This window comes from Streptomyces purpureus (assembly GCF_014648195.1).
Taxonomy (GTDB): domain Bacteria; phylum Actinomycetota; class Actinomycetes; order Streptomycetales; family Streptomycetaceae; genus Streptomyces; species Streptomyces purpureus.
The window spans coordinates 100,313-126,144 of sequence record NZ_BMQQ01000016.1; the positions used below are offsets into that span (position 1 = coordinate 100,313).

The following is a 25,832-nucleotide window of genomic DNA, read 5'->3' on the forward strand; positions in this document are numbered from 1 at the left end:
CTGTGGACAACGTTATCCACAGGGGTCGCGGAGTTGGCGGTCGCTGCGGGACCGTCTCGACCATGAACAAGCACCACGCATCCACCGGACCGTCCGACGACCAGCAGATCACCCTGCGCGGCCCCGCCGAGCTGGCCGACGCGCTCCCCTACGTCCTCGGCTTCCAACCCACCGACTCGATCGTCCTCGTCGCGCTCCACGGCGACCGCGGCCGCTTCGGCGGACGGCTGAGGCTCGGCATTCCACGCTCGCCACGGGAGTGGTCACCCGTCGCGCAGCAGGTCGCCGAGTGTCTGATCGAAGGCAGCGAGAAGCGCGGCGCCCGCCCCGACGGCATCGTCGCATTCCTCTGCCAGGACCCCGCCGACGGCGAGACGGGACGCCAGGTGATGGAACGGCTGCGCCCCCTCGCTCAACGCCTGCGCACCGCCTGCGGAGCCCTCGACGTGCCCGTGTACGAAGCCCTCTGCATCTCCGGCGGGCGGTACTGGTCCTACTGCTGCCCCGATGTGCGCTGCTGCCCGCCCGACGGCTCCCCGCTCGCTCTCCAGGGCACGTCGGTGATGGCGGCCGCCGCCGCGTACGCCGGCATTCAGGTGCGCGGCTCACTGCGCGACCTGGAGGCGCGGCTGAAGCCCTGGACGGGGCCGCGGGCCGAGGAGCAGCGGCAGGCGCTGGACCGGGCGGCCGCCACCGTCGTACCCGGGATCCTGACAGGCAACGCCCGCGAGGAGGTCCGCGCGCAGACCCTGAGGACGGCGCGACGGCTGATGAAGCGGCTGGCCGCGGTGGCGCCCGGCACCAGCAGGAGCGAGTCGGACGCCACCGACGACGGACTGATCCGCAACGACGAGGCCGCGACGGTCGTCCTCGGCCTCCAGGACCGGGACACCCGCGACCGGGCCGCCGAGTGGATGGAAGGGCCCGAAGCGGAGCGGGCGCTGCGGCTGTGGCGGGCGCTCTCGCGCCGCTGCGTCGGCCCCTACGCCGAGCACGCCGCCGCGCCGCTCACCCTCGCGGGCTGGGTGGCCTGGTCGACCGGCGACGAGCCCAGCGCCCGCGTCGCCCTCTCCCTGGCGTTGGAGGCCGACCCGGACTACCTCTTCGCCAGGCTGCTGCACCAGGCCTGCAACGAAGGGCTGGATCCGGAGGCGCTGCGCAGCTGCCTGCGCGGCGAGCGCAGGGCACGCACCGCCGCCAAGAGTCACCCGAGCGCCACCCGGCCGACCCGGCCTCGCGCGCCGCGCCCACCGGCCACGAGGAAGCCGCACACCCGCGCCACAACCCGGCCCGGGACGCCCCCGGCCCAGTGCCGCGGCGGCGCGCCCCGGCGCAGGGGACAGCGCGGATCCAGGAGTGGCCGATGACGGCCGTGACCAGGTCACGCGTGTCGGCGTTCAGCTGGGTGGCGGAGTCGTACGACCCGTGCCGCCGTACCTTCAGCGGCTGTCCGGAGCGCACAGAAGGCACAGCACACGACCCATGGCCCCCACCGTTCCCCCGTCCGGTACCGGCAGCCCCACGCCCCTCGGTGTCCCGGGCCCAGCCTCCTCCCCGGTCCCCCCGGCCACCCCGGGCGGCACCCACGTGGCGCCGCCGCCCGGTGCCCTCCGACCGGGCGAGCTGCCCTCCGTGCACGACGCCCTCGTCTGTGTCGCACTGCCCGGCCTCACCGTCAGCGCCCGCGACGGCCAGCTCACCGGCCAGGGACTGCACGGCGTGTACCGGTCGGGGCGCCGGCTGCTCGCCCGCTGTCAGTTGCGCATCGCCGGGCGTGAACCCCTCGCCCTGCAAGGGGGAATGGCCGGAGCCGACCGGGCCCGGTTCGTGGCCGTGGCTCGCATCCCCGGCGACACCGGCCCCGACCCGGCCGTCGCCGTCGAGCGCACGCGGGACGCCGAAGGCACCGAGCGGATCACCCTGCGCAGTTCCGCGGGGCGGCCGCTGCGGCTGCCGGTCGAGCTCTCCCTCGGCACTGATCTGGCCGATCTCGCCGCAGTGGCCTCCGGCCGCCCCGGACCCGAACTGCCCCCCAGCGTCCACGACGCCGGGATGCGCTGGTCCGGGCCGGGCGGGCGGTACGCGATCGTCGCCGCCGACCCGCCGCCCACCGACGCCCTCGCGGCGGCCGGACTGCTGCGCTGGGAGATCGACCTCGCTCCCGGAGGGAGCCGCACCATCGAGCTGCGGGTCCGCACGGACCGCCCCGCCCGTCCGGCCGGACAGGCCGGCGCCCACCCGATCGCCGAAGCCGCCGCCGAAGGGGACGACCCCCGGATCGGCCCCCTCCTGCGCGCCTCCGTCGACGATCTGCGTGCCCTCCTGCTCCGCGACCCCGCACACCCGGCTGACGTCTACCCGGCCGCCGGGGTCCCCTGGCGCTGCGGTCCCGCCACCGCCGAATCCCTGTGGGCCGCGCGGATGGCCCTGCCGCTCGGAACCCGGCTCGCGGCGTCGACGCTCCGTACCCTCGCCCGCATCCAACTCGCCGGTACCGGGCCCGACTCGGGACGCATCCCCGGCCCTCTACGGGACGCCGGGCCCCACCTGCCGCCCCGCTGCACAGGTATCGAAGCCACGCTCGCCTTCCCCGTGGTCCTGGCCGAGGCGCGGCGCTGGGGCCTGCCCGAGCAGGACGTGGCTGAGCTGCTTCCCGCGGCCGAACGCTGCCTCGACTGGCTCCGGAGCGCGGCCGGGGACGACGGCCTCCTGCCGGACCCCGCCCCAGCCGGCCCGGCACGGGCCGAGACCCAGGCGCATGCCCATCGTGCCGCTGTCCTTGGCGCCGACCTGCTGGAGGCCTGTGGACGCCCCGGAGCCGACGGCTGGCGGGAGTGGGCGGCGGCTCTGCGCCACCGTTTCCGCGAGGCGTTCTGGCTCGACGACCGTTCCGGCGGGCGGCCCGCCGCCGCCCGCGCACCCGACGGCCGCCCGGTACCTCAGCTGGGCGGCGGCGCCGCGCATCTTCTCGACACCGGACTGCTCGGCGGCGGCCGGACGGCACCCGGGCTCCTCGACAAGTCGCAGACCGAGCAGCTGGCCAGGCTGCTCGGCACCCCCCCGCTGGACTCCGGCTGGGGACTGCGCAGCCTCGGCGCCAAGGAGCCCGGTCACAACCCTTTCGGCCACCGCGCGGGCGCGGTCCGCGTCCACGAGAGCGCGGTCGCCGTCACCGGCCTGGCCGCCGCCGGATACGAGAAGGAGGCGGTCTCCGTCCTGCGAGGCGTGCTCGACGCAGCCGAGTCGTTCGGGCACCGGCTGCCCGAGATGTACGCGGGGGAGCAGCGCACCGCCGGCAGCGCGCCCGTGCCGCATCCGGCGGCCTGCCGTCCGGCGGCCGTCGGCGCCGCCGCCGGGGTCCAGCTCCTCGTCGCCGTGGCCGGGGTGCGGCCCGACGCGCCCGGCCGCACGGTCGCCCTGCACCCGTTCAGCAGCGCCCCTCTCGGCGCCGTACAGCTGTCAGGACTGCGCGTCGCGGGCGAGCCCTTCGCGGTACGGGTCAGCCGGCTCGGGCTCGGCATGGTCGAGGAGGCTGCCGACGGCCTCCAGCTGGGCGTGTGAGCGGGTACGAACCACTGGCGCCCGGCCGGAAGAAGGAGCAGCCGGTGACCGCGAGAGACGTGTTTATCGTCAGGCAGACGACTATGATCACGGGCATGTCTCCCTACGACCCGTCGGCTTTCCCGCCTTTCGCCGTCACCGTCGATCTGGTCGTGCTCACCGTGCGTCGCCATGCGCTGTGCGCATTGGTCGTACGCCGGGGAGAGCCGCCGTTCCAAGGGCGATGGGCGCTGCCTGGAGGCTTCGTCCGCGCCGACGAGGACTTGAGTGCGGCGGCCGCCCGGGAGCTGGCCGAGGAGACCGGGCTGTCCGCGCACGATCCGGTCGCGGGGGTTCCGCTGCCGGGCAACGGCGCGCACCTGGAACAGCTGGCGACCTACGGCGACCCCAAGCGCGACCCCCGTATGCGGGTGGTCAGTGTCGCCCACCTCGTCCTCGCCCCCGACCTTCCCGCGCCCCGCGCGGGCGGGGACGCCAAGGGAGCCCGGTGGGCGCCGGTCGAGGCCCTGCTCGACCAGGAAGGCGGCTTCGCCCGCGACGACGAGCAGCCGGCGCCGCTCGCCTTCGACCACGCGCAGATCCTCGCCGACGGTGTGGAACGGGCCCGATCGAAGATCGAGTACTCCTCCCTCGCCACCGCGTTCTGCCCGCCCGAGTTCACCGTCGGCGAGCTGCGGCGGGTGTACGAAGCCGTCTGGGGCGTCGCCCTCGATCCGCGCAACTTCCACCGCAAGGTGACCGGTACGCCGGGCTTCCTCGTACCGGCCGGGGGCACGACCACCCGTCAGGGGGGCCGTCCGGCTCAGCTCTTCCGTGCCGGAACGGCGACGCTCCTGAACCCTCCGATGCTGCGTCCGGAGGTCTGACCGGCTCTCGCGCGACGGCCCCGCCGAAGCCAACCTTGCGTCAAAAGTCTGAAATGTCGCGTTATCTTGCTGCGGTACGCGCCCCGCCGCAGAGCGGTCTCAACCACCGCGGGAGAAGCGATGCTCCAGGTCGTCGGACTCACCAGCGCCCCCCGTCGAGACCGCCCGCCCGCGGTGGACGACCTCACCTTCGAAGCCCGCCCCGGCCACGTCACGGCACTGCTCGGCCCCCCGGGCGCGGGCAAGACCACCGCCCTGCGGCTGATGCTCCAGCTGGAGCCCGGCCGCGGCATTACCTACTTCCGCGGCCGTCCCCTCCACCGGATCGCCCACCCCGCCCGTGAGGTCGGCGTGCTGCTCGGGGACGTACCGGGCCACCCCTCCCGTACGCTGCGCGGCCAGTTGCGGCTGCTCTGCGCCGCGACCGGAGTGCCCGCCGCACGGGCCGACGACCTGCTCCAGGCCGTGGACCTGACCGGCCTAGAAGGCCAGCGGCTCGGCACCCTCTCACGCGGAATGGAGCGCCGACTGGGCCTTGCCGCCGCCCTGTTGGCCGACCCCCACACCCTCCTGCTGGACGAGCCCACCGCCGGACTGGCCGCACCGGACGCCGCCCTGGTCCGTGAACTCCTCCTCACCCATGCCGAACGCGGCGGCACCGTCCTCTGCACCACCGCAGACCCCAAGGAAGCCGCCCGCATCGCCGATCGCGTCGTCGTCCTCGACGCCGGCCGCCTCGTCGCCGACCAGGACGCGACCGAATTCGCCCGCACCCGGCTGCGCCCCCGCGTCGCCGTCCGTACCCCGCACGCGGCCCGGCTCGCCGCCGTCCTCACCCGCGAGGCCCGCGCCGCCCGCCGCTCGGTCGAGGTCGTCGCGGAGGGCGGCAACCGGCTCTCGGTCTACGGGGGCGACCGTGCCGAGATCGGTGAGGCCGCCTTCCGGCACGGCGTCCTCCTCCACCAACTCGCCGACGAGACCATCGACGCAACACAGACCCCGGAGACTCCAAGCGGCACGCAGAGCACAGAGGGACCGCCGGCTCCCGCAGCCTCCCAAGCCGCCCCGGACGACCTCCTGCCCGCACCGCGCCCCCCGCGCACCCCTCTGCAGCCGCTCCGGTACGAAATCCGCAGGCTCACCGGCGTTCCCACCACCCCGCTGGTCGTCGCGGCCGTCCTGGTCTGCTCCGCGCTGCTCGCCGTGCTCCTCGCGCGCGACGGCCGTAATCCGCTGCCCGCGGCCCTCGCCGGCTGGCCAGGATTTTCGCCGCTGCCACCCGCCGCCCTCGGTGCCGGCCTGCTCGGCGCCTTCTCGTTCGGGGACGAGTACCGCTACCCGACCCTCTTCTCGGGCCGTGGCGCCGTCCCGCGCCGCCTGGGGCTCCTCCTCGCCAAGCTCGCGGTGACGGGCGCCTGCGCCCTGCTCATCGCGGTGGCCGTGGTGGTCGTCGACCTGGAGGCCCTGCGCATGGTCTACGGCGGCGACCTGATCCCCGTACCACGGAACTGGCCCGCGCTCTGTGCCAGTTGGCTCGGGCTCACTGTCGGCTGCGCCTGGGCGGGACTGCTGGCCGCCGGGGTCTTCAGGGTGGCCGCCGCGGGCGTGGCCGCCGTCCTCGCCGTACCGGTGGTCGTCGTACCGCTGCTGCGCAAGGCGCTCGAAGGAACGTCCCTGCGCTCCGTCGCGGGGCTCCCCGGACGGCTGCGAGAACTCGTCTGGCTCGACTGGCCGCAGGCGGTCGACCGCTGGCTCATGGGTGGGCTGCGGGTGATCGCCCAGCCGGTCGGGGCGGCGCTGTCCCTCTCGCTGGCCGCCCTGCTCGGCGCCTATGTGCTCACCGGCCTGCGCCGCAGGGCCCGTTGGTGAGCAGATCGGGGGCGGGAAGCCCCATATCGGACGGGTCTCGTTCGCAACTCCCCGCAGAATGCCCGGTTCCTTCCGATAAAGCGTCAATTGTGTAGGGGGTGCCGATCACCCTTTCGTGTGCTTTTCACCAAAGACCTCAAGGGCCGCGAGAGGCGCGCCGACAAAGGATGCGTGAGTACCCTTGCGCATTCCATGATGACCGCTCGCCCCTCCGAGTCCGGCCTCGCCGGCGCGGGCGACCTCGACCGCTACTCCTACGGGGAGGCCCCCGGCGCCGACCGCGTCGGCCCGCCGTCCTGGGAGCCGACCGAAACGGAGTTGGGCCGGGTCGGCCGCAGGGCGGCGGGCAGTCGCGGCCGAGGGCTGCACGGCCAACTCGTCCAGCAGCTGGGTCAGATGATCGTTTCCGGCGATCTCGGCGCCGACCGGCCACTCGTCCCCGAGGAGATCGGTCAGCGCTTCGAGGTCTCCCGCACCGTCGTCCGTGAGTCCCTGCGCGTCCTGGAGGCCAAGGGCCTGGTCAGCGCGCGACCCAACGTCGGCACCCGGGTCCGCCCCGTCAGCGACTGGAACCTGCTCGACCCCGACATCATCGAATGGCGCGCCTTCGGGCCGCAGCGCGACGACCAGCGCCGCGAGCTCAACGAGCTCCGCTGGATGATCGAGCCGCTGGCCGCCCGGCTCGCCGTCGGTCACGGCCGGGACGACATCCAGCAGCGCCTCGGCGACATGGTCGAGATCATGGGCCACGCCCTCTCCCAGGGGGACGGCATCACCTTCTCCCGGGCCGACACCGAGTTCCACTCCCTCCTCATCCAGCTCGCCGGCAACCGCATGCTGGAGCACCTCTCGGGCATCGTCGCCGCTGCGCTCCAGGTCTCCGGAGCCCCCGCGACCAGCTGCGACCGTCCCGGAGAGGCGTGCCTCGTCCAGCACGCCCGTATCGTCGACGCCCTCGCGGCGGGGGACGCGCTCGCCGCCGAGACGGCCATGCGCCAGCTGCTGACCGTCCACCCCGAGGTGGAGCGGGTCGTGCCCGCCCCGCGCGGCAACTGACACCCCGGGCCGCGGCCAGGTGTACGGAGTCGAGCACGGCGCGTGCCGCCGGACCCGGAAGGGCGCCCGAGGAGGTGCCGGGAAGGGCGTCCCATCCGGGTCGGGCGGCACCGATAGCTCCATTTGATCCTGGTCTGGCAGGTTCGTCGTATATGGGGTGTGACTCGGGCCACGCGGATTGGGCGTAACACTCCTCGAAACAGTGCGATGACCTAAGAGGTGACAGCCGAGGAGGGAATACAGCCGCCGTAGGAGGCGCTGTGCAGCTCTGAGGTTCAGCCCGCGCCGTCGGCACATTCCCAGCCGGCGGTCGTCGGCTCCGGCCCGATCATGGGCGGGGCCGGAAGCCGTTTCCATCGTTCCGAGAGGTTGTTCGTGTCGGCCAGCACATCCCGTACGCTCCCGCCGGAGATCGCCGAGTCCGAGTCTGTGATGGCGCTCATCGAGCGGGGAAAGGCTGATGGGCAGATCGCCGGCGATGACGTGCGTCGGGCCTTCGAGGCTGACCAGATTCCGCCAACCCAGTGGAAGAATGTTCTGCGCAGCCTCAACCAGATCCTCGAGGAAGAGGGTGTGACGCTGATGGTCAGTGCAGCGGAGTCGCCGAAGCGCGCCCGCAAGAGCGTCGCTGCGAAGAGCCCGGCCAAGCGCACCGCCACCAAGACCGTCACCGCCAAGACGACCGTGACGAAGAGTGTCGCGGCCTCGACGGCGGCTCCGGCGGCCGAGAGCGCGGACATTCCGGTCGACGAGACCGGAGCCACTGCCCCCAAGGCGGCTGCCAAGAAGGTCGCGGCCAAGAAGACGACGGCCAAGAAGGCCGCCGCGAAGAAGACGACGGCCAAGAAGACCGCCGCCAAGAAGGACGCCGACGAAGTTCTCGAGGGCGAAGAGCTGATCGACGACGTCCAGCCCGGCAAGGACGACGAAGAGGCCGAGGGCGAGAACAAGGGCTTCGTCCTTTCCGACGAGGACGAGGACGACGCGCCGGCGCAGCAGGTCGCCGTCGCCGGTGCCACGGCCGACCCGGTCAAGGACTACCTGAAGCAGATCGGCAAGGTCCCCCTGCTCAACGCCGAGCAGGAGGTCGAGCTCGCCAAGCGCATCGAGGCCGGTCTGTTCGCCGAGGACAAGCTGGCGAACTCCGACAAGCTGGCGCCGAAGCTCAAGCGCGAGCTCGAGATCATCGCCGAGGACGGCCGCCGGGCCAAGAACCACCTGCTGGAGGCCAACCTCCGCCTCGTGGTCTCGCTGGCCAAGCGCTACACCGGCCGCGGCATGCTCTTCCTGGACCTGATCCAGGAGGGCAACCTCGGTCTGATCCGCGCGGTCGAAAAGTTCGACTACACCAAGGGCTACAAGTTCTCCACGTACGCCACCTGGTGGATCCGTCAGGCGATCACCCGCGCCATGGCCGACCAGGCCCGCACCATCCGTATCCCGGTGCACATGGTCGAGGTCATCAACAAGCTCGCGCGCGTCCAGCGCCAGATGCTCCAGGACCTGGGCCGCGAGCCCACCCCGGAGGAGCTGGCCAAGGAGCTCGACATGACCCCCGAGAAGGTCATCGAGGTCCAGAAGTACGGCCGTGAGCCCATCTCGCTGCACACCCCGCTGGGCGAGGACGGCGACAGCGAGTTCGGTGACCTCATCGAGGACTCCGAGGCGGTCGTCCCGGCCGACGCGGTGAGCTTCACGCTCCTCCAGGAGCAGCTGCACTCCGTGCTCGACACGCTCTCCGAGCGTGAGGCCGGCGTCGTCTCCATGCGCTTCGGTCTCACCGACGGCCAGCCGAAGACCCTGGACGAGATCGGCAAGGTCTACGGCGTCACGCGTGAGCGGATCCGCCAGATCGAGTCGAAGACGATGTCGAAGCTGCGTCACCCCTCGCGTTCGCAGGTGCTGCGCGACTACCTCGACTGATCGAGACCCGATCGCCGTATCGACACCGGAGCCCGGTTCCCCCAGGTGGGGAGCCGGGCTCCGGTGTGTGCACGCGCGTGTGGGGGTGCGGGATGCCGCCATCTGGTCGACGCTGGGTGAACCGAGTACATCGGAGAGTCAGGAGGCTCCATGCGTCGTCCCATCGCCGGAATTGTGGCCGGGCTCCTGGGCATGCTCTCGGTGGCGGCCTGGCCTCTGGCCTCAGGTGCGCGGGCGTCCACCGACAGCGTGATCATCGGTGGGCAGCCGGTTCTGATCGACGACTCGCCGTGGGTGGTGGCCCTCTCCAGCCGTGACCGGTTCGGGGGTATGCGGGCGGGCCAGTTCTGCGGCGGGGTGGTCGTCGCGCCGGACAAGGTGCTCACCGCCGCGCACTGCCTGGGCCGGGACGTGCTCGGTACGCCACCGGGCGAGCTCGGCGACCTCCGGGTCATCGCCGGGCGCTCGGCGCTGGTCGGTATGGGCGGGCAGGAGATCCGGGTGACGTCGGCCTGGACCAACCCCTCGTACGACCCGGCGACCAACAGGGGCGACCTGGCCGTCCTCACGCTGGCGACGCGGCTGCCGGCCGACCATGTGATCAAGATCGCGCCGAAGGGCGACCGGGCCTACACGGCCGGCACGAGCGCCTCGGTCTACGGCTGGGGCGACACCACGGGCATCGGCACCTACGCGACATCGCTGCGGGCGGCCACGGTCGGTGTGCTCGCGGACGCCGCGTGCGAGCGGGCGTACCCAGGCGGCGCGGACGGTACGTACGAGGCGGCCACGATGCTGTGTGCGGGCGACCCAAGGGGAGGCAGGGATGCCTGTCAGGGGGACAGCGGGGGGCCACTGGTGGCCCGCGGCAAGCTCATCGGACTGGTGTCCTGGGGCAGTGGCTGCGGGCAGGCTGAGAGCCCGGGTGTGTACACCAGGATCTCCGGAGTGCTGCTCCCCGTCGGCACCCGATGACGCGCGGTGCGGACGGATGCGGAGCTACGAGAACGGGCGGTCGCCTCTGATCGGCAGAGGCGACCGCCCGTCGGCCGGTCCTGGACCAGCCCATGGCTCGTCGTGGATGCGAGGTGTCAGCGTTCCTCTTCGACTGTGGTGACCGGCACGGTGAGCCGGTCCGTCTCATCCTGTATTTCCGCGGCGATCTTCTTGAGTTCCGGCTCGAACTTGCGTCCGTGGTGGGCGCAGAAGAGCAGTTCACCGCCGCTTGTCAGGACGACGCGCAGATACGCCTGGGCGCCGCAGCGGTCGCAGCGGTCAGCGGCCGTCAGCGGGCTCGCGGGGGTCAGAACAGTAGTCACGTCGCCTCTTCTCTAGCTCGACGAGCTGTCGTACCAGGGTCAACATCCAACCAGGCCGAAAACGTTCCCGCTCGTGGCTTTTCCTCGAAACTTCTTCCCGAGGTGGCTGTCTGCTGCCGGTTGGCGGCGAATGAGCCGTATTGCTTCGCTTTACGGTTTCGCGTTGCTTGTCTCGGTTGCGCCCTCCCCGGCGGGTTGCCGGTTGTTCATGAGGACGTGCCCGGAGCCTAAATGGTTCATGCGTCGAAGGGAACGTGATGTTCACGTCACCCCATCGAGGGATCGAACACTCATGCGACGCTGGTCTAGCATGAGAAATCACGAGGGTGGCGTGACAACCGCTCTACCAGGCCTCGGTACCCTCTGACCGGCGACCGACGCCGGGGCCTTTACCCATCGGGCCAGATTTCAAATTCAGCGAGGAGCGAACCGCGTGACCGCCGAAACGTCCGTGCCGTCCAGTGCGCTGCTGACCGCAGACCGTGACGGTTCCAACTACACCGCGCGGCACCTGCTCGTCCTCGAGGGGCTCGAGGCGGTTCGCAAGCGTCCCGGAATGTACATCGGGTCCACCGACAGCCGTGGCCTCATGCACTGCCTCTGGGAAATCATCGACAACTCGGTCGACGAGGCGCTCGGTGGATACTGCGACCACATCGAGGTGATCCTGCACGACGACGGCTCGGTGGAGGTCCGGGACAACGGCCGCGGCATCCCCGTCGACGTCGAGCCCAAGACCGGCCTGTCGGGTGTCGAGGTCGTCATGACCAAGTTGCACGCGGGCGGAAAGTTCGGCGGTGGCTCCTACGCCGCTTCCGGCGGTCTGCACGGTGTCGGCGCCTCCGTGGTGAACGCGCTGTCCGCGCGGCTCGACGTCGAGGTCGACCGCAGCAGCGCCACCCACTCGATCAGCTTCCGCCGCGGTGTGCCCGGCATCTTCACCGAGCAGGGTCCCGACAGCCCCTTCGACCCGGCGAACGGCCTGCTCAAGGGCAAGCGCGTGCCCAAGACCCGCACGGGCACGCGCGTGCGGTACTGGGCCGACCGGCAGATCTTCCTCAAGGACGCCAAGCTCTCCCTGGAGACGCTCTACCAGCGCGCCCGTCAGACCGCCTTCCTCGTCCCCGGCCTGACCATCGTCGTCCGCGACGAGCGCGGCGTGGAGAGCGAGGGGGTGACCGAGGAGACCTTCCGCTTCGACGGCGGCATCAGCGAGTTCTGCGACTACCTCGCCCAGGACAAGGCCGTCTGCGACGTCCTGCGGCTGACCGGTCAGGGAACGTTCAAGGAGACCGTCCCGGTCCTCGACGAGCGCGGCCACATGACGCCCACCGAGGTCACCCGCGAGCTCGGCGTCGACATCGCCCTGCGCTGGGGCACGGGGTACGACACCGCGGTCAAGTCCTTCGTGAACATCATCGCCACCCCCAAGGGCGGCACGCATGTGACCGGCTTCGAGCGCTCCGTCACCAAGACGATGAACGAGGTCCTGCGCTCGGCCAAGATGCTGCGCGTCGCCGAGGACGACATCGTCAAGGACGACGCCCTGGAGGGCCTGACCGCCGTCGTGACCGTACGGCTCGCCGAGCCGCAGTTCGAGGGCCAGACGAAGGAGGTCCTCGGCACCTCCGCGGCCAACCGCATCGTCGCCAACGTGGTCGCCAAGGAGCTCAAGGCGTTCCTCACCTCCACCAAGCGTGACGCCAAGGCGCAGGCCCGCGCCGTGCTGGAGAAGGCCGTCGCCGCGGCCCGGACCCGCATCGCCGCCCGCCAGCACAAGGAGGCCCAGCGCAGGAAGACAGCGCTGGAGTCGTCCTCCCTGCCGGCCAAGCTCGCCGACTGCCGCAGTGACGACGTGGAGCGCAGTGAGCTCTTCATCGTCGAGGGTGACTCCGCGCTCGGCACCGCCAAGCTCGCCCGCAACAGCGAGTTCCAGGCGCTGCTCCCGATCCGCGGCAAGATCCTCAACGTTCAGAAGTCGTCCGTCTCGGACATGCTCAAGAACGCCGAGTGCGGCGCGATCATCCAGGTCATAGGAGCCGGTTCGGGCCGCACGTTCGACCTCGACGCCGCCCGGTACGGCAAGATCGTGCTCCTCGTGGACGCCGATGTCGACGGCGCGCACATCCGCTGCCTGCTGCTCACGCTCTTCCAGCGCTACATGAGGCCGATGGTGGAGGCGGGGCGGGTCTTCGCCGCCGTGCCGCCGCTGCACCGCATCGAGCTCATCCAGCCCAAGAAGGGCCAGGACAAGTACGTGTACACGTACTCCGACAACGAGCTACGCCAGACGCTCCTGGAGTACCAGCGCAAGGGGATCCGCTACAAGGACTCCATCCAGCGCTACAAGGGCCTCGGAGAGATGGACGCCGACCAGCTCGCCGAGACCACGATGGACCCGCGCCATCGCACGCTGCGGCGGATCAACATCGGCGACCTGGAGTCCGCCGAGCAGATCTTCGATCTGCTGATGGGCAACGACGTGGCGCCGCGCAAGGAGTTCATCACCAGCTCGGCCGCGACCCTGGACCGCTCCCGCATCGACGCCTGAGCGCCGCGCCGACGCCGTCACCGCCGCCCGTCCGCCCAGGGGTGGAGCCCCAGGCTCCACCCCTGGGCCGTCCGGTATGCCTATCGGCACGGGCTCGTCCCGCCACCCCGTGCCCCATCACCTGATGGGGTGAAGAGCGAGAAGAGAAGAGTCCGGGATCTTCCCGCTCTGTCCATGCTTGGCACGCGGCTGAAACGGTTCGCCGAGCAAGGGGAGTTGACCGGTGGAGAAGCAGGAAGGACGCGACGCTGCGGGGCTCCGGATCGAGGACCCGTGGTACGACGCACTTGCCTCCGGATGGGGAGAGCTGGACGGTACGGGCGCGGCCGCGTACGCCCTCGTACCACCGCCCGAGCCCTCACCGGCCGCACGTGGCACCCGGGACATCTATCTGGAGGTGCACCGCAGCGCCGCCTTCCAGGAAGTCCGCGCCCGCTACCGGATGTTCGTCGTCCCGGCCACCCTCGTCTTCCTCCTCTGGTACCTGGCCTATGTCGTCGCGGCCACGGTCGCGCCGGGGCTGATGGCCCGCCCCGTCGCCGGGGCGGTCAATGTGGCGATGCTGGCCGGGCTCGGGCAGTTCCTCACCACCTTCCTGCTGACCTGGGCCTACGCACGCCACGCCCGGCTCCGCAGGGACCGTGCCGCGCTCGAGCTGCGCTGGAGCGTGTTCGACCAGGAACGCACCCGGGAACGCACCCAAGGACTCAGCCGGGAAGCGGCGCGGGGGAGCGGGCGTTGACGGGCGACCACCAGACCCTCGCCCTACTGCTGTTCAGCGCGTTCGTCGCGGTCACACTCGCCATCACCACATGGGTCAGCCGCAGACGCCAGGGCTCCGCCGAGGAGTTCTACGCCGGCGGCCGCCTCTTCTCGCCCATGGAGAACGGTTTCGCGATCGCCGGCGACTACATGTCCGCCGCATCCTTCCTCGGCATCTCCGGGCTCATCGCCCTCTTCGGCTACGACGGACTGCTCTACTCCGTCGGCTTCCTGGTGGCCTGGCTGGTCGTCCTCTTCCTCGTCGCCGAACTCGTCCGCAACTGCGGCCGGTTCACCCTGGCCGACGTCGTCGCGGCCCGGATGGCCGAGCGGCCCGTCCGGATCGCTGCGGGAACTTCCTCGGTCACCGTCTCCGTTCTCTATCTGGTGGCGCAGATGGTGGGAGCCGGCAGCCTGGTCGCGCTGCTGCTCGGCGGTACGAGCGAGGCCGCGCGCTCGTGGACCGTCATCGGCGTCGGTGCGCTGATGGTCGTCTATGTGTCGTTGGGAGGGATGCGAGCCACCACCTGGATCCAGATCATCAAGGCCGTGCTGCTCATGGCCGGCACCGTCGCGCTCACCGTCCTCGTCCTGCTGCGCTTCCACGGCGACATCAACCAGCTGCTCACCACCGCGGCCGAACGCAGCGGCCACGGCCTGGAGTTCCTCGCCCCCGGTCTGCGCTACGGCGGCGACTGGACCGCGCGGCTCGACTTCATCAGCCTCGGCCTGGCCCTCGTCCTCGGTACGGCCGGCCTGCCGCACATCCTGTCGCGCTTCTACACCGTGCCGACCGCGCGGGCCGCCCGCCGCTCGGTCGTCTGGGCCATCGGTCTCATCGGCGGCTTCTACCTGATGACGATCGTGCTCGGCTTCGGCGCGGCCGCGGTGGTCGGTACCGACGCCGTCCGCGCCTCCAACGCGGCCGGCAACACGGCCGTACCGCTGCTCGCCCTGGACCTCGGCGGAGGCGCCGGCTCCACCGGCGGCGCGGTGCTCTTCGCGATCGTCGCGGCGATCGCCTTCGCGACGATCCTGGCCGTCGTCGCGGGGATCACGCTGGCCTCGTCGGCCTCCGTCGCCCACGATCTGTACGCCTCCTTCAGCGGCCGCCGCGGGAGCGGGAGCGCGGACGGGTCCGGGCGTACGCGGTGGCGCGGACGGAGGCGGCAGGGGCGGAAGACGGGGCCGAAGCGGTACAGCGAGGTCGCGGTGGCCAGGATCGCCGCGGTCGGAATCGGCGCGGCCGCGATCGGGCTCGGACTGCTCGCCCGCGATCTCAACGTGGCCTTCCTGGTGGGCCTCGCCTTCGCCGTCGCCGCGTCCGCCAACCTTCCGGTACTGCTCTACTCGCTGTTTTGGCGGAACTTCACCACCCGCGGAGCGGTGTGGTCGGTGTACGGCGGGCTGGTCCCGGCCATGGTGCTTGTGGTGCTCTCGCCGGTCGTCTCGGGCAGCCCCGAGGCGCTCTTCCCGGGCGTGGACTTCCAGCTCTTCCCGCTGCAGAACCCGGGGCTCGTCTCCATCCCGCTGGGCTTCCTGGCCGGCTGGCTCGGCACGGTCACCTCCCCGGAGGCGCCGGACGAGGCGCGGCACGCCGAGACGGAGGTCCGGGCGCTGACCGGCGCGGGAGCGGTCTGAGGGGCGACGGGAGGCTCTGGTGGGACGGGTCTAGCGAGAGGGCTCGCCGCTCGTGGCCCAGGCGTACCGGTGCTCGGGGCGGCCCGTCTCGCCGTACTTCAGCGACAGACGCACCCGTCCCGCCCGCTCCAGGAGCTTCAGATAACGCTGGGCGGTCTGCCGGCTCACCCCCGCCCGCTCGGCGATCTCCTGGGCGGAGAGCGGCCCGTCCGCGGCGAGCAGCACCTGCCGTACGAGCTCCGCGGTGGTGGGGGAGTGGCCCTTGGGCAGGTCCGGTTCGGAGGAGCCCGCCGACAGGGCGCCGAAGATCCGGTCCACCTGGGCCTGTTCCGCCTCCCCGCCGCCCTCCAGGGTGCGGCGCAGCAGCGCGTACGCCTCCAGCTTGGTGCGCAGACCGGCGAAGGAGAAGGGTTTCACCAGGTACTGCAGCGCCCCGTGGCGCATCGCCGCCTGGACGGTGGCCACGTCCCGCGCCGCCGTCACCATGATCACATCGGTCTGGTGGCCCAGGCGGCGCAACTCACGTACGACCGCCAGGCCGTTCTCGTCCGGCAGGTAGTGGTCCAGGAGGACCAGGTCGACCGGGAGCTCCTCGATCCGGGCGAGCGCCTCGGCGGCCGAGTGGGCCTGGGCGACGACCCGGAACCCGGCCACCTTGGCGACGTAGGCCGCGTTGATCGCCGCGACCCGTACGTCGTCGTCGACCACCAGCACGCCGATCGGCCGGTCGTTCATGAGACCACCCGCCCGTCGGCCGCCCGCTCGCCCACCGGGTCCCCGCCCGGCTGCGCCACCGCGCCCGGCGTCACCGGCTCGTCGGTCCCCGCCCCGGCCTCCGGGATCCCGGTCAGTGCCTCCGGCAGGACGACCGTGAACTCCGCTCCGCCGTCCGCGGCCTCGTCGACCCGTACGCTCCCGCCCTGCCGCTCGGCCAGCCGCCGCACCAGCGCAAGGCCCAGGCCGCGCTTGCCGTGGGCGGGCACCTCCTTCGTCGACCAGCCCTCGGTGAAGATCGCCTCACGGTCGGCGGGCGGCACCCCCGGCCCGCTGTCCGCCACCCGCAGCAGCGCCGTACGCCCCTCGGCCCGCAGCCCCACCTCGACGCGCGCGTCCGTCGAACCGGCCGCCGCGTCGACCGCGTTGTCCACGAGATTGCCCACCACGGTCACCAGCTCACGCGGGTCGACCAGCCGGTCGGGCAGCAGACTGCCGGGAGCGATCCGCAGCGAGACGCCCCGCTCCGCCGCCACCGTCGCCTTGCCGACCAGCAGCGCGGCCAGCAGCGGGTCGTGCACCTTCTCGGTCACCTGCTCAGCCGTCGCACGGTGCACACCGACCACCTCGGTCACGAATTCCACGGCCTCCTGGTGCATCTCCAGCTCCAGCAGACCGAGCAGCGTATGCATCCGGTTGGCGTGCTCGTGGTCCTGGGCGCGGAGGGCGTCGATCAGACCCCGGGTGGAGTCCAGCTCACGCCCGAGCTGCTCCAGCTCGGTCCGGTCGCGCAGGGTCGCCACCGCGCCGCCGTCGTCCGTCGGCATCCGGTTGGCGATCAGCACCCGCTGGCCGCGTACGGCCACCAGATCCTCACCGGTGACCCGGCCGGCCAGGACCTCGGTCGTCCGGCCCGGACCGAGGGCCTCCTCAAGGGGGCGGCCGTTGGCCTCCGGGCCGAGCCCGAGCAGCCGCTGCGCCTCGTCGTTCATCAGTCGGATCCGCCCCGCGCGGTCGAGCGCGACCACGCCCTCGCGGATGCCGTGCAGCATCGCCTCACGCTCCGCGAGCAGCGCGGAGATGTCGGAGAAGGCCAGGTCATGCGTCTGCCGCTGGAGACGGCGGGAGATCAGATAGGCGGCGAGCGCACCGACCGCCAGGGCGCCGCCGGCGTACGCGAGCAGCCCGGGGATCGCGCCCATGAGCCGGTCGCGCACGCTGTCGTACTCGATACCGACCGACACCGCCCCGATGATCTGCCCGTCGCCGTCCCGCAAGGGCACCTTGCCGCGGGCCGAACGCCCCAGCGTGCCGCTGTCGATCTCCATGACGTCCTGGCCCGCGAGCGCCTCACTCGGATCGGTCGACACGACCCGGCCGATCTGCGCGGCGTCCGTGTGCGACCAGCGCACGCCGTACCGGTCCATGATCACCACATACTCGGCGCCGGTCGCCGTGCGGATCCGCTCCGCCTCGGCCTGCACCGGCCCGTCCGCGGACGGCGGCGAGCCCTGGAGTTCGGCGGCGACCTCCGGGGAGGCGGTCGTCTCCGCGATGGCGAGCGCCCGGCGCATCGCCTGGTCGTCGAGCTGGGCGCTGAGCGGAGCCAGGAACAGGCCCGTGGCCAGCACGGTGACACCGGTGACGATGGCCAGCTGCATCAGCAGGACCTGCGAGAAGACCCGCTGCGGCCAGCCGAACCGTCGGCGCCGCCCGGGCACGCGCGCTGTGGACGGCGGTGCGGAACGCATGCGTACGACGGTACGTGGCGCCGCCCCCGGTTCGAAATCACCGCCCGGCGACCGCCCAGGCCGCCCCTATCCTGGGACGCCGACAGGCCGCAGGCACCACGGACCGAGAGAGGCCCCGCTTTGAGCACGCAGCAGATTCCCGTCGTCGTCCTCGCGGGATTTCTGGGGTCCGGCAAGACCACACTGCTCAACCATCTGCTGCGCAGCGCCCGCGGCACCCGTATCGGTGTCATGGTCAACGACTTCGGTTCGATCGGCATCGACGCCATGTCCGTCGCCGGACAGGTCGGCTCGACCGTCTCGCTCGGCAACGGCTGCCTGTGCTGCGCGGTCGACGCGAGCGAACTTGACGAGTACCTGGAGAAGCTCACCCGTCCCGCCGCCAGCCTCGACGTCATCGTGATCGAGGCGAGCGGGCTCGCCGAACCCCAGGAACTCGTCCGCATGGTCCTGGCCAGCGAGAACGAGCGGATCGTGTACGGCGGACTGGTGCAGGTCGTGGACGCCGCCGAGTTCCACGCCACCCGTGAGCGGCACCCCGAGACCGACCGGCATCTGAAGATCGCCGACCTGGTCGTCCTGAACAAAACCGACCGCGTCGCGCAGGAGGAGCTCACCGCCGTCCACGACATCGTCGCCGGGCTGACCGACCGCGCCGTGGTGCTCCGGGCCGCCCATGGCCGGGTCGACCCCGAGGTCCTCTTCGACCGGGTGGTGCCCGACGGCGAGATCGAGGGCCAGCTCTCCTTCGACGACCTCCGCGCCGAGGAGGACGAGCACCACGCCCACCCCCACGCGGCCTACGAGACCGTCTCCCTCGACGCCGACGTGCCCCTGCACCCACGGCGCCTGATGGACTTCCTCGACGCCCGCCCCGAGGGGCTCTACCGCATCAAGGGCTTCGTCGACTTCGGCGCGGCCGACCCGGACAACCGCTACACGGTCCACGCCGTCGGCCGCTTCCTGCGCTTCTACCCCGCCCCGTGGCCGGCCGGCGAGGAGCGCCGCACCCAGCTCGTGCTCATCGGCTCCGCCGTCGACGGCCGAGCCCTGCGGGAGCAGCTCGCCGCCTGCCGCGTCGGCGGCCCGCAGGACGCCCCCGACGAGCACAGCATGTGGGGCGTCCTGCGGTACGTGCCGCAGACGGAGCAGGAGCCGCAGTAGCGGCGGGTGCTACGAGGCCGGGCCCGCCAGGACCGAGACCGGGCCCGGCAGCGGCGTGCCCGAGCCGTCCCGGCGGGGGTCGGTCTCCGGCAGCTGCGCCGGGGCGCCGCCGCGCTGCGCGGCCCGGGCCGGCGCGGCCCCCGCCCAGGCCAGGACGAGGACGTCCTCGCCCTTGAGGAACCGCTGGCAGCGTACGCCGCCGGTGGCCCGCCCCTTGCGGGGGTACTGGTCGAACGGGGTCAGCTTCGCCGACGTACCCGCCGAGGCGTCCAGCGTCCCCGTGGACCCCGCGACCGTGAACACCACCGCGTCCGCCGCCGGATCCACGGCCGTGAACGAAATCACCTCGGCGCCCGCCGACAGCTTGATGCCCGCCATACCGCCCGCGGCGCGTCCCTGCGGACGCACCTGCGAGGCCTGGAAGCGCAGCAGCTGGGCGTCGGAGGTGATGAAGACCAGGTCCTCCTCGCCCGTGCGCAGCTCGGTCGCGCCGACGATCCGGTCGCCCTCCTTGAGGGCGATGACCTCCAGCTCGTCCTTGTTCGGCGGATAGTCCGGCACCACCCGCTTGACCACGCCCTGGAGCGTGCCGATCGCCAGGCCCGGCGACGACTCGTCCAGCGTCGTGAGGCAGACGACCGTCTCGTCCTTCTCCAGCGTCAGGAACTCCGCGAGCGGCGCCCCGCCCGAGAGGTTCGGCGCCGCGTGGGTGTCGGGCAGCTGCGGCAGATCGATCACCGACAGCCGCAGCAGCCGCCCGGTGGAGGTCACCGCGCCCACGTCACCGCGCTGGGTCGCCGGCACCGCCGAGACGATCACGTCGTGCTTCGCGCGCTTGCCGTCGTCGGCGGCCGGCAGCTCCGCCGTCGCCGTACGGGCCAGCAGACCGGTCGAGGAGAGCAGCACACGGCACGGGTCGTCCGCGACCTCCAGGGAGGCCGCCGCGACCGGCGCGCCCGCCGACTCCAGCAGGACCGTACGCCGGTCGGTGCCGAACTTCTTCGCCACCGCGGCCAGTTCGGCCGAGACCAGCTTGCGCAGCTCGGCGTCCGACTCCAGGATCCCGGTCAGCTCGTCGATCTCGCCGTTGAGCCGGTCGCGCTCGCTCTCCAGCTCGATCCGGTCGAACTTGGTGAGCCGGCGCAGCGGCGTGTCCAGGATGTACACCGTCTGCGTCTCGCTCAGCGAGAAGCGCTCCATCAGCCGCTCGCGGGCCTGCGCCGAATTGTCGCTGGACCGGATCAGCCGGATGACCTCGTCGATGTCGAGCAGGGCGATGAGCAGGCCGTCGACCAGGTGCAGCCGGTCGCGCTTCTTGCCGCGGCGGAACTCGCTGCGCCGCCGGACCACCTCGAAGCGGTGGTCGAGATAGACCTCCAGGAGCTCCTTGAGGCCCAGGGTCAGGGGCTGCCCGTCCACCAGCGCCACGTTGTTGATACCGAAGGACTCCTCCATCGGCGTCAGCTTGTAGAGCTGCTCCAGGACGGCCTCCGGCACGAAGCCGTTCTTGACCTCGATCACCAGGCGCAGGCCGTGCGCGCGGTCCGTGAGGTCCTTCACGTCGGCGATGCCCTGGAGCTTCTTCGCCGAGACCAGGTCCTTGATCTTGGCGATGACCTTCTCGGGGCCGACGGTGAAGGGCAGTTCGGTGACGACGATGCCCTTGCGGCGGGCCGTCACGGTCTCCACGGTCGCGGTGGCGCGGATCTTGAACGTGCCACGGCCGTTCTCGTACGCGTCCTTGATCCCGGAGAGTCCGACGATCCGGCCGCCGGTCGGCAGGTCGGGGCCGGGCACGTACCGCATCAGGGTCTCGAGGTCGGCGCCCGGGTGGCGGATCAGATGCCGGGCGGCCGCGATCACCTCGCCCAGATTGTGCGGCGGCATGTTGGTCGCCATGCCGACCGCGATTCCGGACGCGCCGTTGACCAGCAGGTTCGGATACGCGGCGGGCAGGACCGCGGGCTCCTGCTCCTGCCCGTCGTAGTTCGGCGCGAAGTCGACCGTGTCCTCGTCGATCGACTCCGTCATCAGGGACGTCGCGTCGGCCATCCGGCACTCGGTGTATCGCATGGCGGCCGGCGGGTCGTCGTTGCCGAGCGAGCCGAAGTTGCCGTGGCCGTCGACCAGCGGCAGCCGCATGGAGAACGGCTGTGCCATGCGCACCAGCGCGTCGTAGATCGACGCGTCGCCGTGGGGGTGCAGCTTGCCCATGACCTCGCCGACGACACGGGCACACTTCACGAAGCCGCGCTCCGGGCGCAGCCCCATCTCGTTCATCTGGTAGACGATCCGCCGGTGCACCGGCTTCATGCCGTCGCGCGCGTCCGGCAGGGCCCGGGAGTAGATCACCGAGTACGCGTACTCGAGGAAGGAGCCCTGCATTTCGTCGACGACGTCGATGTCGAGGATCCTCTCCTCGAAGTCGTCGGGCGGCGCGGTCTTCGTGCTGCGGCGGGCCATCGCGGCTGCGGCTCCTTCACCAACAAGGTTGATCTGACGCGGACCATTGTGGACCGTCGCACTGACATCGCCGACCGCGACCCGGACGAGGGACTGCGGGAAGCCCTGGGAACTTCGCCAGGTGTCGGTGCGCTTGCATACAGTGGCAGCACTTTTCCAGATCGCGATCGAAGGGACGTACATGCCCATGGGTCACACGGCCACAGCCCAGGCCGGCTCCGGCGGCCTGACAGCAACCGAGCACCGGCTGGCCAACGGCCTGCGCGTGGTGCTCTCCGAGGACCACCTGACCCCGGTCGCCGCGGTCTGCCTCTGGTACGACGTCGGCTCCCGCCACGAGGTCGAGGGCCGCACGGGCCTCGCCCACCTCTTCGAGCACCTGATGTTCCAGGGCTCGGCCCAGGTGAAGGGCAACGGCCACTTCGAGCTGGTGCAGGGCGCAGGCGGCTCGCTCAACGGCACGACGAGCTTCGAGCGCACCAACTACTTCGAGACGATGCCCGCCCACCAGCTGGAGCTGGCGCTCTGGCTGGAGGCCGACCGCATGGGGTCGCTGCTGGCCGCCCTGGACGACGAGTCCATGGAGAACCAGCGCGACGTGGTCAAGAACGAGCGCCGCCAGCGTTACGACAACGTGCCCTACGGCACCGCCTTCGAGAAGCTGACCGCCCTGGCGTACCCCGAGGGCCACCCGTACCACCACACCCCCATCGGTTCCATGGCCGACCTGGACGCGGCCACGCTCGAGGACGCCCGGAACTTCTTCCGTACGTACTACGCGCCGAACAACGCGGTCCTCTCCGTCGTCGGAGACATCGACCCGCAGCAGACCCTCGCCTGGATCGAGAAGTACTTCGGCTCGATCCCCGCCCACGACGGCAAGCAGCCGCCGCGCGACGGCTCCCTGCCCGAGACCATCGGCGAGCAGCTGCGCGAGGTCGTCGAGGAGGAGGTCCCGGCCCGCGCCCTGATGGCCGCCTACCGCCTGCCGCACGACGGCACGCGCGAGTGCGACGCCGCCGACCTGGCGCTCACCGTCCTCGGCGGCGGCGAGTCCTCCCGGCTGCACAACCGTCTCGTACGCCGCGACCGCACGGCCGTCGCGGCCGGCTTCGGGCTGCTGCGGCTGGCCGGGGCGCCCTCCCTGGGCTGGCTGGACGTGAAGACATCCGGCGGTGTCGAGGTCCCGGAGATCGAGGCCGCGGTCGACGAGGAGCTCGCCCGGTTCGCCGCCGAGGGGCCCACCGCCGAGGAGATGGAGCGCGCCCAGGCACAGCTGGAGCGAGAGTGGCTGGACCGGCTCGGTACGGTCGCGGGCCGCGCCGACGAACTGTGCCGGTTCGCGGTCCTGTTCGGCGACCCGCAGCTGGCCCTGACCGCCGTCCAGCGGGTCCTCGAGGTCACCGCGGAGGAGGTGCGGGCGGTCGCCAAGGCCCGGCTGCGCCCCGACAACAGGGCCGTGCTGGTCTACGAACCCGTCACCGCCGAGCAGAACGAGAACGACCAGGAAGAGGGGGCGGACCAGTGAGCGACACTGCCGCGTCGTTGACCAACATGACGCTCCACCCGCAGCCCCGGCCGGGCACGGCCACGCCCTGGGCCTTCCCGGCTCCCGAGCGCGGCCGCCTCGACAACGGCCTGACCGTGCTGCGCTGCCACCGCCCCGGCCAGCAGGTGGTGGCCGTCGAGATCGTGCTCGACGCACCCCTGGACGCCGAGCCCAAGGGCCTGGACGGTGTCGCCACGATCATGGCGCGCGCGCTGTCGGAGGGCACCGACAAGCACACCGCCGAGGAGTTCGCCGCCGAGCTGGAGCGCTGCGGCGCCACACTCGACGCGCACGCCGACCACCCCGGTGTCCGGGTCTCCCTCGAAGTCCCGGTCTCCCGGCTGCCGAAGGCGCTCGGCCTGCTCGCCGAGGCGCTGCGCGCGCCCGCCTTCCTCGACACCGAGGTCGAGCGGCTGGTCCGCAACCGCTTGGACGAGATCCCGCACGAGACGGCCAACCCGGCCCGCCGGGCGGCCAAGGAGCTCTCCAAGGAGCTCTTCCCGGCCGCCTCGCGCATGTCCCGGCCGCGCCAGGGCACCGAGGAGACCGTCGCCGCCATCGACGCGGCGGCCGTACGGGCCTTCTACGAGGCCCATGTCCGCCCCGCCACGGCGACCGCGGTCATCGTCGGCGACCTCTCGGACACCGACGTGGACGCGGTCCTCGCCGACACGCTCGGCGCCTGGACCGGCAACACCGCCGAGCCGCGCCCCATGCCGCCGATCACTGCCGACGACACCGGCCGTGTGATCGTCGTGGACCGTCCCGGAGCGGTCCAGACCCAGCTGCTGATCGGCCGGATCGGCGCCGACCGGCACGACCGCGTCTGGGCGGCCCAAGTCCTCGGGACGTACTGCCTCGGCGGCACGCTGACGTCCCGTCTGGACCGGGTCCTGCGTGAGGAGAAGGGGTACACCTACGGTGTACGGGCCTTCGGCCAGGTGCTCCGCTCGGCGGACCCGGCCACCGCGGGCGGGGTGACGGGCGCGGCGATGCTCGCCATCAGCGGCTCGGTCGACACCCCCAACACCGGCCCCGCGCTGGAGGATCTGTGGAAGGTGCTGCGCACCCTGGCGGCCGGCGGGCTCACCGACGCCGAGCGTGACGTGGCCGTGCAGAACCTCGTGGGCGTGGCCCCGCTCAAGTACGAGACGGCCGCCTCGGTCGCGGCCACGCTGGCCGACCAGGTCGAGCAGCACCTGCCGGACGACTACCAGGCGCAGTTGTACGCGCGGCTGGCGGAGACCGGGACGGTGGAGGCCACGGCGGCCGTCGTCAACGCCTTCCCGGTGGACCGTCTGGTGACGGTCCTCGTCGGTGACGCCTCGCAGATCGCCGAGCCGGTGCGGGCGCTCGGCATCGGTGAAGTGACCGTGGTCACAGGCTGATTGGGTTTGTCCTTCGAGGAGGACCCCGACGTCACGGTACGTCGGGGTCCTCCTCTTTGTCCGCTTTGTTGGCGACGCTGCCTGTCTGCCCTGTGGCGTGCACTACAAAAGGGCGTGACCGTTTGGTGATTGAAAGACGGTCCGCTTAGCGTCGTGGGCGCTGTCCGCCAGTTGCACGTGCCGCACCCGCGGCATCGGACAGCCATCGCCGAGTCCCCGTCAGGCGCGAGCCTGGGGAGCCGGGGACCCAGTCAGTCCCTGGGGTGAATCGGACCGCCTCGCCAGAGGGGGACCGTAGGAGACCTTCCTGCTCCGAACCCGTCAGCTAACCCGGTAGGCGAGAAGGAAGGAAAGGACCAGCCACTTCATGGCGTTCACCCGTGCCACCGGGAAGCACCGTGCCCCGAGCCGTCTGACCCGTAAGAGCGCGCAGGCCGCCTCCGTCGCGGCGCTCGCCACCACCGGCGTCATCGGATCTCTCGCTTCCCCGGCGCTCGCCGCCGACACGGACCGTCCCGTCGGGGACGCCGGCCTCACCCAGGCCGTCGCCGCCGACTCGCTGGCCGACCGCATCGACGCCCAGGCCGCCGCCCAGGAGCAGGAGGCCTTCGAGGCCGCCGCCAAGGCGAAGGCCGAGGCCGAGGCGAAGCGCAAGGCCGAGGCCCGCGCCAAGGAGATCCGCGAGGCCAAGGAGCGGGCCGCCCGCGAGGCCGAGCGCAAGCGCCTGAACTCCTACCGCCTCCCGGTCGTCGGCTCCTTCGTCACCACCGGCTACAAGACCGGCGGCTCCTTCTGGTCCTCGGGCAGCCACTCCGGCGTCGACTTCCGCGCCGCCTCCGGCTCCACCGTCGTCGCCGTCGGCGCCGGCACCGTCGTCGAGGCCGGCTGGGGCGGTGCGTACGGCAACAACGTCGTGCTCAAGATGAACGACGGCACGTACACCCAGTACGGCCACCTCTCCTCGGTCAGCGTCTCGGTCGGCCAGTCCGTGATGCCTGGCGAGCAGCTCGGCCTCTCCGGCTCGAGCGGCAACTCCACCGGCCCGCACCTCCACTTCGAGGCCCGCACCAGTGCGGAGTACGGCTCCGACATCGACCCCGTCGCGTATCTGCGCTCCAAGGGCGTCAACGTCTGACGCCCGACGCCCTCTTGCGTCCCGAAGGCCCCGGCTCGCCGTCGAGCCGGGGCCTTTCGTGCCGTCTGCTCTGCCCGTTCCGGCCAAAAGATATCCATGAATTCCGGCCGGGCATCGGAA

18 protein-coding genes and 1 riboswitch are annotated in these 25,832 nt (G+C 71.8%); of the genes, 14 read left to right on the forward strand and 4 right to left on the reverse strand.

Features of this window, described 5'->3' with window-relative positions:
• Positions 1 to 62 precede the first annotated feature (62 nt).
• The 7 genes from IEZ01_RS20880 to IEZ01_RS20910 all read left to right on the forward strand — a co-directional run bounded on the left by IEZ01_RS20880 (position 63) and on the right by IEZ01_RS20910 (position 10,250).
• Complete coding sequence (locus tag IEZ01_RS20880) at positions 63 to 1,367, forward strand: DUF4192 domain-containing protein (RefSeq protein ID WP_019889975.1); 1,305 nt, start codon at positions 63 to 65, stop codon at positions 1,365 to 1,367.
• A gap of 115 nt (positions 1,368 to 1,482) precedes the next feature.
• The gene (locus IEZ01_RS20885; protein ID WP_189203138.1) at positions 1,483 to 3,561 is read left to right on the forward strand and encodes a glycogen debranching N-terminal domain-containing protein; all 2,079 of its coding nucleotides are present in this window, start codon (positions 1,483 to 1,485) and stop codon (positions 3,559 to 3,561) included.
• A 95-nt stretch (positions 3,562 to 3,656) separates the two neighbouring features.
• Positions 3,657 to 4,427: an NUDIX hydrolase gene (locus tag IEZ01_RS20890; RefSeq protein WP_019889977.1), complete on the forward strand. Its 771-nt coding sequence runs from the start codon at positions 3,657 to 3,659 to the stop codon at positions 4,425 to 4,427.
• A 120-nt stretch (positions 4,428 to 4,547) separates the two neighbouring features.
• Positions 4,548 to 6,296 (forward strand): ATP-binding cassette domain-containing protein, encoded by a 1,749-nt coding sequence (locus IEZ01_RS20895; RefSeq protein WP_019889978.1) that lies wholly within the window; start codon positions 4,548 to 4,550, stop codon positions 6,294 to 6,296.
• 117 nt (positions 6,297 to 6,413) lie between these two features.
• The gene (locus IEZ01_RS20900) at positions 6,414 to 7,352 is read left to right on the forward strand and encodes a FadR/GntR family transcriptional regulator (protein WP_280513722.1); all 939 of its coding nucleotides are present in this window, start codon (positions 6,414 to 6,416) and stop codon (positions 7,350 to 7,352) included.
• Positions 7,353 to 7,727: 375 nt separating this feature from the next.
• Positions 7,728 to 9,275, forward strand: coding sequence for an RNA polymerase sigma factor (locus IEZ01_RS20905; RefSeq protein WP_019889981.1), 1,548 nt, complete (start codon positions 7,728 to 7,730; stop codon positions 9,273 to 9,275).
• 150 nt (positions 9,276 to 9,425) lie between these two features.
• Positions 9,426 to 10,250 carry a S1 family serine peptidase gene (locus IEZ01_RS20910; protein WP_189203140.1) on the forward strand — a complete coding sequence of 275 codons (825 nt, stop codon included), beginning with the start codon at positions 9,426 to 9,428 and terminating at the stop codon, positions 10,248 to 10,250.
• Positions 10,251 to 10,366: 116 nt separating this feature from the next.
• On the opposite strand, the gene IEZ01_RS20915 is transcribed toward IEZ01_RS20910, so the two are convergent.
• Positions 10,367 to 10,594, reverse strand: coding sequence for a DUF7455 domain-containing protein (locus IEZ01_RS20915; protein WP_019889984.1), 228 nt, complete (start codon positions 10,592 to 10,594; stop codon positions 10,367 to 10,369).
• Between the two features lie 433 nt (positions 10,595 to 11,027).
• Between IEZ01_RS20915 and IEZ01_RS20920 the strand changes: the two genes are divergently transcribed.
• The 3 genes from IEZ01_RS20920 (at position 11,028) to IEZ01_RS20930 (ending at position 15,548) form a co-directional block, all read left to right on the forward strand.
• A complete protein-coding gene (locus IEZ01_RS20920) occupies positions 11,028 to 13,145 on the forward strand; it encodes a DNA gyrase/topoisomerase IV subunit B (protein WP_019889986.1) in 2,118 nt (705 codons plus the stop codon).
• A gap of 223 nt (positions 13,146 to 13,368) precedes the next feature.
• Positions 13,369 to 13,887: a DUF485 domain-containing protein gene (locus IEZ01_RS20925; protein ID WP_189203142.1), complete on the forward strand. Its 519-nt coding sequence runs from the start codon at positions 13,369 to 13,371 to the stop codon at positions 13,885 to 13,887.
• Positions 13,884 to 15,548, forward strand: a complete 1,665-nt coding sequence (locus IEZ01_RS20930) for a solute symporter family protein (RefSeq protein WP_189203144.1) — start codon at positions 13,884 to 13,886, stop codon at positions 15,546 to 15,548. The genes IEZ01_RS20925 and IEZ01_RS20930 overlap by 4 nt, the downstream gene beginning before the upstream one ends.
• Before the next feature lie 30 nt (positions 15,549 to 15,578).
• Here IEZ01_RS20930 and IEZ01_RS20935 read toward each other — a convergent pair whose 3' ends face one another.
• Both IEZ01_RS20935 and IEZ01_RS20940 read right to left on the reverse strand, forming a co-directional pair.
• Positions 15,579 to 16,283 carry a DUF7342 family protein gene (locus IEZ01_RS20935; protein ID WP_019889989.1) on the reverse strand — a complete coding sequence of 235 codons (705 nt, stop codon included), beginning with the start codon at positions 16,281 to 16,283 and terminating at the stop codon, positions 15,579 to 15,581.
• Positions 16,280 to 18,013 carry a sensor histidine kinase gene (locus IEZ01_RS20940; RefSeq protein ID WP_189203146.1) on the reverse strand — a complete coding sequence of 578 codons (1,734 nt, stop codon included), beginning with the start codon at positions 18,011 to 18,013 and terminating at the stop codon, positions 16,280 to 16,282. The genes IEZ01_RS20935 and IEZ01_RS20940 overlap by 4 nt, the downstream gene beginning before the upstream one ends.
• 120 nt (positions 18,014 to 18,133) lie before the next feature.
• On the opposite strand from IEZ01_RS20940, the gene IEZ01_RS20945 reads away from it, so the two are divergent.
• The gene (locus IEZ01_RS20945) at positions 18,134 to 19,177 is read left to right on the forward strand and encodes a CobW family GTP-binding protein (RefSeq protein WP_019889991.1); all 1,044 of its coding nucleotides are present in this window, start codon (positions 18,134 to 18,136) and stop codon (positions 19,175 to 19,177) included.
• A 9-nt stretch (positions 19,178 to 19,186) separates the two neighbouring features.
• Here IEZ01_RS20945 and IEZ01_RS20950 read toward each other — a convergent pair whose 3' ends face one another.
• Positions 19,187 to 21,640 (reverse strand): DNA gyrase/topoisomerase IV subunit A, encoded by a 2,454-nt coding sequence (locus IEZ01_RS20950; RefSeq protein WP_189203148.1) that lies wholly within the window; start codon positions 21,638 to 21,640, stop codon positions 19,187 to 19,189.
• A 187-nt stretch (positions 21,641 to 21,827) separates the two neighbouring features.
• Between IEZ01_RS20950 and IEZ01_RS20955 the strand changes: the two genes are divergently transcribed.
• The 3 genes from IEZ01_RS20955 to IEZ01_RS20965 all read left to right on the forward strand — a co-directional run bounded on the left by IEZ01_RS20955 (position 21,828) and on the right by IEZ01_RS20965 (position 25,712).
• Complete coding sequence (locus IEZ01_RS20955) at positions 21,828 to 23,168, forward strand: M16 family metallopeptidase (protein ID WP_189203192.1); 1,341 nt, start codon at positions 21,828 to 21,830, stop codon at positions 23,166 to 23,168.
• 26 nt (positions 23,169 to 23,194) lie between these two features.
• Positions 23,195 to 24,577 carry a M16 family metallopeptidase gene (locus tag IEZ01_RS20960; RefSeq protein WP_189203190.1) on the forward strand — a complete coding sequence of 461 codons (1,383 nt, stop codon included), beginning with the start codon at positions 23,195 to 23,197 and terminating at the stop codon, positions 24,575 to 24,577.
• A gap of 196 nt (positions 24,578 to 24,773) precedes the next feature.
• Positions 24,774 to 24,931: riboswitch (cyclic di-AMP (ydaO/yuaA leader) on the forward strand.
• Between the two features lie 13 nt (positions 24,932 to 24,944).
• Positions 24,945 to 25,712, forward strand: coding sequence for a M23 family metallopeptidase (locus IEZ01_RS20965; protein WP_189203150.1), 768 nt, complete (start codon positions 24,945 to 24,947; stop codon positions 25,710 to 25,712).
• Positions 25,713 to 25,832: the final 120 nt, after the last annotated feature.